Origin of the sequence: Rahnella rivi, assembly GCF_019049655.1 — a bacterium.
GTDB classification, from domain to species: Bacteria; Pseudomonadota; Gammaproteobacteria; order Enterobacterales; family Enterobacteriaceae; genus Rahnella; species Rahnella rivi.
Map to the genome: position 1 here is coordinate 233,540 of NZ_JAFMOX010000063.1, position 12,257 is coordinate 245,796.

The following is a 12,257-nucleotide window of genomic DNA, read 5'->3' on the forward strand; positions in this document are numbered from 1 at the left end:
ATGAGTATACAACATGATGCATCAAATGTGATGGATGTGAGGCAGCTTCTGCCTCATCACCTATTTACTGCGGATTTGCCCCAGTTTCATTTTCACCCGCTCAGGCATTTCTTCCAGATTATCCTCACGTAAACCCATTACGACGTTATATCCCATCAGTAACCAAGGGTCGCCGAGACGTGGCAACGGAGCCAGTTCCATGGGAATAGTGAGTGTCAGGCTGGCGTCATAATCACACCCCAGGTACACGCGTAGTAGTGTAAACACATCCTCCCGCAGTTGGCCGCCGGGTAACCAGCTTTTGGCTTCCGCCGGATCTTCTGTAAACATCTCCACGCCAATGCAGTAGTTGGCATCGGATGACATGCTGCCAAGTACCAGATGATCCCCCAGCCGTTGTTGTTCTGAAAAAGAGAACCTTGCCCGTTTTCCGGCGGGCATCCGCGTGACCTTATGCGGTTTAACAATGACGCGAGTGTTGGGAGCCTGCGTGCGGATCACGCTGACTATGCCTTCCGCTGTGCGGGTGGTTCTGACCAGCGGTTGAAGTAACGCCAGTAACCGCGAGGCGGGCACGTCGCCGCTGTCGGTGATGCCGGTCAGGGCCATCAGGCTGCGCGACGTTTTGTCTGTACCGCCGTCTTCAAAGGTGGCGGGATAATTGTACTTTCGCCAGATGCGGTAGAACTGCGTCATCATCCGATGGTTGAAGATGTCTAAAAAGGCTTCCATCGCTTCATGGCCTTCGCGCCGCTGGGTGATGTCATCGATATAACTGGTCGGGAGCGGCGAATCCACGCCGTACAGTCCCATAAAGGTGGTGCGCACCGTCGGCGGCGCGTCCGGGCGTTCCGCATTCGTCTCCACCGCTTTTAGCTCGCTGACCGGAAAACCCATCCCCGGATGCGGACGAAAACGCACCGCGTCGTTTTTCGGCGAAAAGGTGCTGCCGATCGGTTTGTTATCCGAGAGCTGTTTCTCCAGCAGCTGGCAGAAACGGTAGAAGTTAAACGCATGCGCCCGGTCGTTGCCTTCACTGTCTTGCCAGAATTCTTTCAGGCGCTTTTCGTTATCTTTCATCATCAGAATAAAATCCGGGTTAAGCGTCGTTCCGGCCATGCCCATTGTGTCCCGGACTGACTGAGCGTCACCGTCAGCTGAATGAACCGGCGGATATCGGCGTACTGGGTGTAGAACTGCTCCAGAATTTCGCAAAACAGCAGGGCATCGCCCGAACCACAGAACTGATGTTCATCCAATGTCACGCGGATGGCCACGCCGTGCCAGCCTTCGGCAGGGTAGTGAGACGGCTTATATTCAACGTGCGTAATGCCCGCAATACGCCGCGCGTTGTCCGGGTCATGCGTCCAGTCCAGCAGGCTGAGCGCGTGACGCAGCGTGTCGATTTCCATCAGACCGGCGATGGCCTGCGGATGCAGCAGAGACAGCACCTGCCACTGATAAAGTTCAGCGGTCGGCGGGTAATGCGGCATAGTGGGACGCAAGCGGGTTGAACACTTCAGTTCAAGATTACCCAGGGCGGTTTCGCCGTCGAAAACGCTCTCCTGCAACGCCATGCGCGGCCAGGCGCCGTTGGTGCAGGTCATGTTCAGCCGCATTTTCAGGCCATTCTGCTCTTCATGAGTGCGTCCCCCGAGCATTAGAATGGTCTCGTTCAGTCCGGACGTTCCGCGGTACATGCGGGTGTGGTAATAACGGTCGGGCCAGTTTTTAGCGTATTTCAGCATGCCGCCTTTCTGACGAAACTGGCTGTAGGGCACGTAGCTGAATTCAGCGTTGTCTTCGGCGACCTCTGCCACGTCATTGACCGCATAAATCTCGGTATGGCCGTCGCTGAGCCGGTGCGGCCGCAGGCGGTAATCGCTGACCGCGGTGGTTACGCTCAGCGGCTGGGCCAGCAGGCGGAACAGGTTAATCACCGGCACACAGTGCATGCGGATGGCGTCCGGCGGCACGGCCAGATCGTATGGCCAGCGTTCGCTGAGCGTCACCTCGATATCAAAGGATGTGGTGTCCGGCGGGAAGGTCAGGGCCTCGAGCCCGCGCAGCTGCATAAAGAAATAACGCGCCGGTGAAGTGAAATATTCCAGCCATGGGCGCACCTCTCCGCACAGTGCCGGGCTGTCGCTCTCCGGCCAGATTGAGGCGTCGTTTTCTGCCTGCCAGCGTGGCACAAACTGCACATCTACCGGCGTCAGCTCAGTGGATTCCTGCCAGAACCGCACGTTCACCCGCTTCACCTGACGGCTGAGGGCCAGATACAGCGCCGACTGCAGCACGCGATCGCCGTTGAGATACAGGCTGATGTTCTGCCAGTCGGCGGGGCGAATTTCAATCAGTGCGGGAAGTGAGAACCGCAGCCGTAGTGCCTGCTGGCCTTCCTGCAGGGTGAATAACGAGACGGTTTCCAGCGAAAATGGATGGATTTCCACATCCCGTACTGTGCGATACGCACAACGCTGGCGATCATTGCCGAGCTGTTGTGTAAAGAGCTCGCTTTCAGCGGGTAACAGCTCTTTCCGCACATGCAGATCCGGCGCGGCCGGTGTCAGTTCGACGATGGCCGTTGAGGGCAGGGTGCGGTTGATCACCGGCAGCAGGTGCGAAAGCAGCGGCTCGGTCAGCTCGGGAATGTCATCGTCAATTTTCTGCCGCAGTTTTGCCATCATCAGCGAAAACCCCTGAAACAGCCGCTCGACGGAGTCATCGCGGGGGACCGGACTGCAGTCCAGGCCTAAAGCACGTCCCAGCTCCGGGAATTCTTTCGCAAACTCCAGCCCGGCTTCCTTCAGATAGCGCATTTCGCCGTCAAAATATTTTAAGAAATTGTCTTCCATTACTGATTTTTCCTGAGCTGCAGCCGGTTGTCATTGAGCTCAACGATCCGGTCTTTACTGTCATCGAGGTCATTGCGTTCGAGAACCAGCCGCCAGGTGTTGTTTGTGACATCCGGTGCCATAAAGAAGGCCACCACGGCGACAAACTGTGCGTCGGCATCCAGCGGCACGGCCACCGTCGCCTCTGCATCCGGCATCACCTGGACAACCTGCCGGTCGAGCAGGTCAGCGGCCAGCACGGTGTTGTCCTGTTTGAGCAGGGCGGCGTAGCTGGCCGTATCAAAGGTTTTACGATCTTTGAGCTGATAAACGCGAACCACCGTCGGCAGCGCCTCGCCGCCTTCATTGCTGTTGAGCGCGGCGCGGGAGGTCAGCTTCAGATGCAAGATGTCTATTTTACGGTAGAGCACGGCATCTGCGACCGCAGAAGCGCCGTTTCCCACGCGCTGCGTCAGGCCGCAGCTGCTTATCAGTAAGGGCAGTAATAACAGCACGGTGCCGCGTCTTACTCGCTGGAAATTATTGGGCGTCATGGCGCGTTGTGTCCTCCGCATTGTCCGTGGCCATGCCCGGAGAGGTAAATATTTGGGCCGGCAGTTTAAAGCGGCGCAGGGCGAGCAGTTCCAGCGGGCCGCCGCCGCTTTGAGTGCGTAACACCACGTTCAGCGTCTCTTTGGTGGCGGTTTGCCAGCTCAGGCGATAGCGGCTGCTGTCGAGCTGTTCAACCTGCGCCTTATCGAGTAAACGCAGCCAGGCCCAGCCGCCGTCCGCCTGAAAATAGCTCTGGAAGGTGTCGGCGCTTTTCCCTGATGCCGCGACCGGTGAGTACGTCAGGGACACCTGCGGGTGTAAGCTTGCGGCGTCTGGCCAGCGGAACGTCTGCCAGCCCGGCAGCTGGTTAAAGTACTTCAGGGTGGCGTCGTCTATCTGCAGGTCAGTTTCTACCACGTTGCGGGTTGGGCGGATCTGCAGCTCAAAGGTCACGCCGGGTTTACCCTGCGGGAAGACGCGGCGGCCGAGCTGGCTAAGCTGGTTAACCGCGCTGAGGAAGTCCGGGTTGATACTCATTCCCTGGGTGTTGAGCGGATTAGGTACCCAGCTGTCACCCTGTTTTTCCAGCACGCCGGCCAGTTGCTGGGTAATAAACTGGTCAATCAGGCCGGTATCCGGCGTCAGGTAGTGAGCCAGCTGAGTGAAGTCGGCATCATTTTTGGTGTTATCGAACGGGTAGCGTCCGGTAAATTCGGCCTGCCACGGGTTCTGCACCTGTACCTGCCATGCATTGTTGATCCCGTGCTGCGCCGGAGCCATCACGCCGTTCCACGCCTGTTCCAGCGGCTGAATAAACGCGGCATCGGCAAAGCTGCTCCACTCTCCGCCAAGGCTGGCCGCCAGAAGCTGTGCGTAGTGGCGCCCCTGCGACAGCGTGGTGTCAACGTTGCTGAAGGCAGATTTGACCAGGCTTTGTGCCATCGCCTGCGGGTCGGAGGCATTGGCCACCTGCATCAGCTGTAATCGCGTTTGTGACACCTGCAGCAGGTAGTTGCTGAGGGAAACGCCGGCGGTGTTTTGCGTAGTCTGCGTTTCACCTGCCGCCGGGCTCTCCGGCGGTAACACGGCCAGCAGCGGGGCGAAGGTCTCGCTCAGCACGCGGGTCGGGTCATTGCGCCCGCCGGCAAATCCGACGTCCGGCGTGGTTTTCGACACCAGTTTTTGCGCCGATTTCAGCAGGGAATCCCCCATCGCTTCGCGGTGCTGACCGGCGGCGCCCTGATAGCGCAGGGTGCGGCTCAGGGCCAGCAGCGGTGACTGACGGGCATCGGCCAGCCGGGTCAGCTGATCGAGGGAGGTGCTCAGCGAGTCGCTGGTGTTCCAGCGGATGCTGTTGAGGAAATTAAGCCAGGCACTGGTGTAATCGGCAAAGTAGCGTTCGGTCAGGCGGAACTGCAGCTGGTCTTTGGTCAGCAGCTGCTGTTCGCCTTTATCATCCAGCACCCAGTCGGAGGTGACGTGGCGTGCCGCCGCCGCTTTATCCATCGCGTCGCTGACTTCCCCCTCCCAGGCTTCACGGGTGAACATGCCGGGCAGGGTGTTATCGGTGCAGAACAGCTGACCGCCGGCAGACTCTCCAAGCAGGCTGTCGAGCGTGACGTCGGCATAGTGCGGCGACACACTCAGCAACACCTGCTGATACAGCGCGTTTTCGCTGTTACTGATACCTTTCTGGCTGCGCAGGATGGTACGCACGTTGGCCACCAGTTGGTCATCGGCAGGCAACTTCCACTGCGGATGGCGCGGCAGCTGCTGCAGGTAAAAGCCGAGCAGCTTGTCCGAACGGGCCAGCCATTCTCCGGGCGCCACGCCGCCCTGCGCCGTCCACAGAGGAGACAGCACCGGCTGCATAAAGGCCGGATCGGCGTGTTCAGGATGCAGCAGCATCAGGTAGGCTTTTAGTTGCTGATAGGCCACTTTCCCGGCCAGACGTCGTTCGGCAGAGCCCGGCGGCAGTGACACAAACGCCTGCAGCCGGTCTTTCAGCGCGTTAACCATAGGCGTTATCAGCATTGCCTGACTTTGCCGTGTATAGGCGGGCCACAGTGCGTTGATCACCGCATCGCGCTGATCGAGGCCGAAGCGGTGCAGCCACGGCGAACCGTTTTGTTGCCACCACAGCAGGCGGTCAATGTTGTCCTGCAGGGCGACGCTGCGGGTCAGAGTGTCGGACATCGGGGCCGGCGTGCGGGTCGCCTGCAGCAGCGCCTGGCTGTCGGCGATAAGCGTGCGGTTGGCACAGGCAGATATTCCCATGCCGAGCACCCACAGCCCCGCCAGCATCAGCGTGCCGATGGCCAGCTTGTCACCGGTGGAAAGATGGTCGCGGCGACCCTGCTGCGTCCGGCTTTGCGCGATAACGCCGTTCCAGGCGGGGGATAAATAGCAGGCGTGGGAGTGTTGCTGAACAGAAGCCGATTCAGGGGCAGCAGGCATAAAGAAGATGCCGCTGGCCAGCACGCGCTGATGCTCACCGAGCCACGGCTGAAAACGCTGCCTGAGCAACGCGCCGGTGTGGTGTTTCAGATCCCCTGACAGCTGCAGCAGCCAGGCCCAGTGTTTGTTCTCGTTCAGCTGCGCAATGCCCTGTGGAATGAGCGTGGCGGCAAGCTGACTTAGCTGGTCATCAAGTGAGACCGGCGTGCCAGCCGGCCAGTGACAGCCGATACTCTGCACCGGGCGGTCGTCCTGTTCCCACTGCGGTTCACTCAGGCACACGCCAAACACCGGCGGACGCCAGCTGAGGGTGCGCCCGAGCGCGATAAACTGCCGATAGACGGCGTCGCTGTTGCCCGCCGGCAGCGTCTGATTAGGCACCGGCTGCGTAGTCCACTGGTATTGTGGTTCAGCCGTCACATCGGTGACCCACAGCACGGCGTTAAAGGCGCGGCGTCCGCGCATGTCGCGCAGCTGCGTCACGGCGGCCAAATCCAGCGCATCGGCCTCGCCACACCAGATAAGGACGGCATTCTGGCTTTCCTGCCAGAACGCCTGCGTCAGGCCGGGGGCGATTTTCTCCACCACCGCCGCCTCACCGGTGACCAAAAGCCACGGCTGTTTGTGCTTCCAGTGCCAGCCATAGCGGTGACGCAGGGTGAAACGCAGGGTATCAAACGCCGTGATGCGCGCGTCGTCCTGTGCCTCGGGCGGGCGGTTAAAATCGAGCAATTCCAAGGCGAAGGCGTAGCGGGCCAGCAGAAAATAGCCCAGCAGGATGACGCCGGTTGCCCACCAGGCCACGCTGTGGGTGAGGGTTTCCCCGTCCGCGTTCAGCCACAAGAGGCTCAGTGCCAGGGCGAGCATCACCACCAGCATCAGATGAAGGCTTTTAGTCATGACGTTGTTGTTCCAGCAGGTGCCATTCCACATCGAGCCGCTTACGCCATAAGCGCAGTGCCAGAGGGACAGAGAAACTCAGTAAGGCCGCGACCACCATCAGCCCGCCGCCCAGCCAGGGCAGCATGCCCATCTGCGTATCACGGTCGGCGGGGAGTAATATCAGGGCCAGCATCACAGCCACAATTCCCGCCAGATAGGCCAGCGGATAGCGTGAAATCGTATCGACAGGCATGTCCACGGGAGCAGCAGGCTGGGTGCTGAGCTGAACCAGGCTGATGGACTCCCCGGACTGTGCGGCGACCAGCTGGCCGCGCTGGCCTAAATCGCATCCCTGCGCCGCGAGGCACAGGGCAAGCCAGAAGGAGGCCGGGCTCGCAGGGCCTAGTAACAGGGACAGATCGTGACGCCCCTGGGCCGGCAGCATCACGTCGTGTTCATCCAGTAAGGCCAGCAGGGCGCCGCGCTCCCGGCTGTGCAACCCGGCATCCCACAAATGGCTCAGACGTTTGGCCTCGGTTTGACCGGCGGCAAGAAATCGCGGGAAGTCCGCATCGAGGTCGTGCGACTGTGTCACCAGCGGGCGGAACAGGTATACCGGGCGGAAAGGCGGGGCTTTTATCACCGGCCCGGAAGACCTCTGGAAGAGCAGGGCGGAGCTGCTGGCACTGGCCAGACTTTTGCCGTCAAGCAAATGCAGGGCAATCACCAGACGCGGGATGGAAATGTCTTCATCACACCAGTTGTCCACCAAGGCGGCGTCCGGGGCAATGCTCTGCCAGTGGATGTTCTCAGTGGGCAGGCGTTTTTTTAATTTGGCAGACCAGTACTGTTCGACCGCGTTTATGGCCTGTTCTTCCGGCGTATTTGTATACAACCATATTTCTATAGAAGACTGCGCACGCAATGTCTCAGACAGCGGCTTGAGCGTCTGGGAGAGAATATCTTTCAATGGGGACTCGCCCAACTGCAAGGGTTGAACGGGGGTGATTTCTGCCGGTTTCGCCGGGGCCTGCGGCGGCTGACCCTCCAGACCCAGTTCCCGGCTGGCGATATCCGGTTCCGGCGTCAGGCAGTGAAATGCTACCAGCCGCAGACACCGGCGTCCCCAGTGCTGCCAGTGGGCATATTTGCGGTCAATAAACAGATGCCGCCAGTCAGTCTGACGACGTGCCTGCAATGCAGCACTGAGCACAAAGGTCATCACCGCAGTGGAGACCAACACCGGCAACAGTAACAGCCAGAACCAGAATCGCAGATTGGTAAATCCACGCTGAACCGGCCAGGTGAAAAACAACGCGATAGCAGCGAGTGCGACACATGCTGGCGGTAACGCCAGCCACCACCACCAGGCAGGAAGTTTGGACAGGGTTTTGCGATCCATATCCGGGAGGCTCCAGTTCATCATTGCGCTCCGGCGTTCGGCAGGGTTGTTTTGAGAGTGCAACCACACTGCGCAACACAACCGTCAACAATCACAGCTTTGCCGTTCATTTTCCAGGTCGGATGCCCCTGATTCACAGGCACGGTGCCATGTTGAGAACAGCTGACGGTATCACCGGCTAACATCACCGGTTTACCCTCAAAGATGGCACCTGACGCTGAGCTGACTTTGCCACCGTGCGTATGGGGATCGCCTAAGCGAATGACACCTTTCATAAGACAGTCCTTTATCTTTAATAAAGATCGGATTCAATCTGGGAATCAGTAAATATGGAACCTAAGTAAGCCAGTCCATATTTAGCTGCTAATTTATTAGCCGTAAGTTTTGCCTCTATCAGATCGTCATGTGAAAGCTCTTTTCTGACTTTCTCTTTCTGAGGAACTCTTTTTACATTCAAGTAATTCGCCAAAGAATACCAGGCATACGCAGTTTTACTGTCCTTTGCCACTCCGGTACCATTGTAATAAATGTCACCTAAGGAAATTCTGGCCTGCAATGCACTATCACAATAGGTAAAGCTATGACCATCTTGATGACGACACTTTGAGGCTTTCAGATACCAATCTATGGCTTTTACGTCATCTTTCTTCACATACAAACCGTTGTAATACATATTTCCGAGATTAAGATTCGAGGGGGACGGGTCATCGTTGTCAATGGAGTTTGCTGATTTCAGATACCAGTTATAGGCAGCCTCATAATTGATTGGTGTGCCACGGCCAAGATAATTAGCATTCCCGAGATTAAATTGCGCAGCTGCGTCGTTAAACTTGGCCGCCTGCTCGTAAAGTTCGAATGCCTTTGCGTAATTGGGAGATGTGCTGGTGTAAAAATCATTACCTTGTTTTACATGGGATGCACCATCCGATTTAAAATTTTGGCTCTCCATATTTGTTAAGTACATGTCGCCTGTTTTTGATTGTTTTTCTTTTAATACACTTTCCTGAGGCGCATTTGAACTGCGTTTAGCTGAATGGTAAATATCAACTGGAAGCATAAGAGTATCAGCGACAAAAGAAAGAGGCAGATCAATCAGCGCTAAAGGAAAAAGTGGGGAAGGTATGACAGCAATGTCGTAAGCAGCTCCAGGATAGACTGCAGGCGGCGTTGCTCCAAGGTTAGTATTGCGTGCGATAACAGATGCACAACCGTTTATTAGCAGTGAATTTATCGCTACAAAAATTAGTAATGCTAACTTAGAACGATTCATTAATATTTATCCCGGTTAGCGTAGGTGGTAGTTACCGTCTGCGGGAGATTATTGGATATTTTCTCTACACCAAAAACAGCGGACTGGAATCCTGCCATGTATAGAATGACCAATGGGGTATCGATTTTTTGTTCTGTCATATAATTTTGTGTGCCAGCACTGACACTGTACTTAGCATTTTTGTTTGAAGGCATAAGAAGTCCGAGGCCTTTTATCATGACTGTACACTCAGAATAATTCTCATCTTTAAGCGCTTGCCTGGACGGGACTACCACTGGCAAAAACTCAGGGGACTGCTGTTCTGACATCATTAACGCCAGATACTCGCCACTGGTCTGTTTCTGAATGTAGAAATCTGCCACATTTTCAAACTTATAACTCCCCTGAATATCAGGACAGGCTTGTACAGATTGCAAGGATGAGGCATTACAACCCGCCAAAAGTAATCCTATCAAAGGTAGCGCACACTTCCATTTTGCGAAATTCATTTAGTTCCCTCTTATACGACTCTAAAAATGTTATTTTTTGCCTAACGCTTCGATGACTTTCGCGGGAAGCGAGGTTCATGTTTTATTCACACCCATCACGTCATCTGGCGAATCTTGATTTCATTTATAGCTTTCATTCCGTTGTAATTCCTAAGTTCGGGTCACAGCGCATATGATCCCAGCCGGTATAGTTTTTGACTTCGGGGACTTTATTAGGAATATTCTGCCAGTTAGGTTTAAAGGCATCGATAACCCAGGGTTTAGGGCTATTCACTGAATTCCAGGATAAATACTCTCTGCCCCAATCTAATCCCGAATTACCCGGCATTAAGCGGTCTTGCTTTAAGTTCCCGCGATGATCACGAAAAGTAAATGCAATCCCGCTTCCGCCAGGTGAGAGGCGAGGGTCATCAAAGGGCTTAGAGCTCATGTAAAGATCACCTTGTGTCGTCAGGACAAATCCCTGGTTATTGACAACTGTGATTGACTTAAGAAATTGATATTCAGGGTATGACGCTTTGTATCGTTCTGCCCCCCCTCCAGGAGCGTAGCGTGCGCCCATCCATGTCTGACCATAGTCTTTTGAAATCAAATAGCTACTGGTACTGTTATATTGCGGTATGACGATATATTGTTCAGATGGGTGTATGAACGTTTTTGTAAATATCCTATATCCATCTGATATTTCGTAGATTTCACTGTGAATATTTTTCTTTGTATCAATGTAATTAAGACCACCCTCGCAATTACTTCCCACAAGTTCTAAGTAACGATGGTCGTCAAATCGATATACCACCTGTGTTGGAGGGGACTGAGGTGTGGCCTGACATGCACTGATTAAGCCCGCCATAAGGGCTATGCCAGTTCTTTGAATAAGCATCATTTTGAAGCCAATCCTAAGTTCGGGTCACAGCGCATATGATCCCAGCCGGTATAGTTTTTGACTTCGGGGACTTTATTAGGAATATTCTGCCAGTTAGGTTTAAAGGCATCGATAACCCAGGGTTTAGGGCTATTCACTGAATTCCAGGATAAATACTCTCTGCCCCAATCTAACCCAGAATTACCTGGCATTAACCGGTCTTGTTTTAAGTTCCCGCGGTGATCAAGAAAAGTATATGCAATCCCGCTTCCGCCAGGTGAGAGACGTGGGTCATCAAAGGGCTTAGAGCTCATGTAGATATCACCGGCTTTTGTGAGCATAAAGCCCTGATCGTTGACGACGGTGAATGATTCAACTTCGTCTTTAGTTGGACCGGAAGAACCGTATCTTTTCGCACCCCCGCCAGGAGAAAACCGGGCCCTGTCCCAAGTTTCCCCATAGTCTTTTGAGATTAAAAAACCCGAAATATCGTTGTAAGCTACAACTATGTAACGTTCGGAAGGATGAATATATGTTTTGGTAAAAAGTCTGTAAAACTGGGAAGTTATTTCAGTATGAATATTCCTACGAGTATCTTTGAACCAAAGAGCACCTTCACATTCGAAGCCTTTCAATTCAAGATAACGGTGATCATCAAATCGATAGACAACTTGCGTTGGAGGGGACTGAGGTGTGGCCTGACATGCACTGATTAAGCCCGCCATAAGGCCTATGCCAGTTCTTTGAATAAGCATCATTTTGAAGCCAATCCTAAATTCGGGTCACAGCGCATATGATCCCAGCCGGTATAGTTTTTGACTTCGGGGACTTTATTAGGAATATTCTGCCAGTTAGGTTTAAAGGCATCGATAACCCAGGGCTTAGGGCTATTGACTGAATTCCAGGATAAATACTCTCTGCCCCAATCTAACCCAGAATTACCTGGCATTAACCGGTCTTGTTTTAAGTTCCCGCGGTGATCAAGAAAAGTATATGCAATCCCGCTTCCGCCAGGTGAGAGACGTGGGTCATCAAAGGGTTTGGAACTCATGTAAATATCACCAGCTTTAGTCAGCATAAAACCCTGATCGTTGACTACAGTGAATGATTCGATATCTTCCCTTTGAGGTTTATCATCAGCATATCTGACTGCACCTCCCCCAGGAGCGTAACTGGCCATATCCCATGTACGACCAAAATCTTTGGAAATATAGAACCCAGACCCTTCGAATTCAGTAATTGCTACATACCTTTCCGATGGATGGATATAACGTTTCGTGAAAATTTTGTAAAATTGTTCCTCTACTTGAGAATGAATCCCCAATTTTGTATCGGTAAACCACAGAGCGCCTTCGCAGTTGTAACCTACTAACTCCAGATAGCGATGATTATCAAAACGATAAACTACTTGTGTTGGAGGCGACTGAGGTGCTGCATTGCATGCATGAACAAAATTCGCCAGTACTATTATTGCTATTATTTTAATCGGTTTCATTTACTTTCCTTG

General features: G+C 54.2%; 11 protein-coding genes. All 11 read right to left on the reverse strand.

Annotation, left to right across the window (positions count from 1 at the left end):
* Positions 1-60: 60 nt before the first annotated feature.
* The 11 genes from tssG to J1779_RS17620 all read right to left on the reverse strand — a co-directional run bounded on the left by tssG (position 61) and on the right by J1779_RS17620 (position 12,245).
* Positions 61-1,119, reverse strand: a complete 1,059-nt coding sequence (gene tssG / locus J1779_RS17570; RefSeq protein WP_217204386.1) for a type VI secretion system baseplate subunit TssG — start codon at positions 1,117-1,119, stop codon at positions 61-63.
* The gene (gene tssF, locus J1779_RS17575; RefSeq protein ID WP_217204387.1) at positions 1,083-2,858 is read right to left on the reverse strand and encodes a type VI secretion system baseplate subunit TssF; all 1,776 of its coding nucleotides are present in this window, start codon (positions 2,856-2,858) and stop codon (positions 1,083-1,085) included. The genes tssG and tssF overlap by 37 nt, the downstream gene beginning before the upstream one ends.
* Entirely contained in the window at positions 2,858-3,391 is a 534-nt protein-coding gene (gene tssJ / locus J1779_RS17580) for a type VI secretion system lipoprotein TssJ (RefSeq protein WP_217204388.1), read from the reverse strand. The genes tssF and tssJ overlap by 1 nt, the downstream gene beginning before the upstream one ends.
* Positions 3,378-6,746 carry an ImcF-related family protein gene (locus J1779_RS17585; protein WP_217204389.1) on the reverse strand — a complete coding sequence of 1,123 codons (3,369 nt, stop codon included), beginning with the start codon at positions 6,744-6,746 and terminating at the stop codon, positions 3,378-3,380. Before J1779_RS17585 ends, tssJ begins: the two co-directional genes overlap by 14 nt.
* Positions 6,739-8,154: a hypothetical protein gene (locus J1779_RS17590; protein WP_238485200.1), complete on the reverse strand. Its 1,416-nt coding sequence runs from the start codon at positions 8,152-8,154 to the stop codon at positions 6,739-6,741. The genes J1779_RS17585 and J1779_RS17590 overlap by 8 nt, the downstream gene beginning before the upstream one ends.
* Positions 8,151-8,405, reverse strand: coding sequence for a PAAR domain-containing protein (locus J1779_RS17595; RefSeq protein ID WP_121019871.1), 255 nt, complete (start codon positions 8,403-8,405; stop codon positions 8,151-8,153). The genes J1779_RS17590 and J1779_RS17595 overlap by 4 nt, the downstream gene beginning before the upstream one ends.
* 17 nt (positions 8,406-8,422) lie before the next feature.
* Positions 8,423-9,400, reverse strand: coding sequence for a YceK/YidQ family lipoprotein (locus J1779_RS17600; RefSeq protein WP_217204390.1), 978 nt, complete (start codon positions 9,398-9,400; stop codon positions 8,423-8,425).
* A complete protein-coding gene (locus tag J1779_RS17605; protein ID WP_217204391.1) occupies positions 9,400-9,888 on the reverse strand; it encodes a hypothetical protein in 489 nt (162 codons plus the stop codon). The genes J1779_RS17600 and J1779_RS17605 overlap by 1 nt, the downstream gene beginning before the upstream one ends.
* Positions 9,889-10,021: 133 nt before the next feature.
* Positions 10,022-10,771, reverse strand: a complete 750-nt coding sequence (locus J1779_RS17610; protein ID WP_217204392.1) for a T6SS immunity protein Tli3 family protein — start codon at positions 10,769-10,771, stop codon at positions 10,022-10,024.
* Positions 10,768-11,508: a T6SS immunity protein Tli3 family protein gene (locus J1779_RS17615; RefSeq protein WP_217204393.1), complete on the reverse strand. Its 741-nt coding sequence runs from the start codon at positions 11,506-11,508 to the stop codon at positions 10,768-10,770. The genes J1779_RS17610 and J1779_RS17615 overlap by 4 nt, the downstream gene beginning before the upstream one ends.
* Entirely contained in the window at positions 11,505-12,245 is a 741-nt protein-coding gene (locus J1779_RS17620; RefSeq protein ID WP_217204394.1) for a T6SS immunity protein Tli3 family protein, read from the reverse strand. Before J1779_RS17620 ends, J1779_RS17615 begins: the two co-directional genes overlap by 4 nt.
* Positions 12,246-12,257 lie beyond the last annotated feature (12 nt).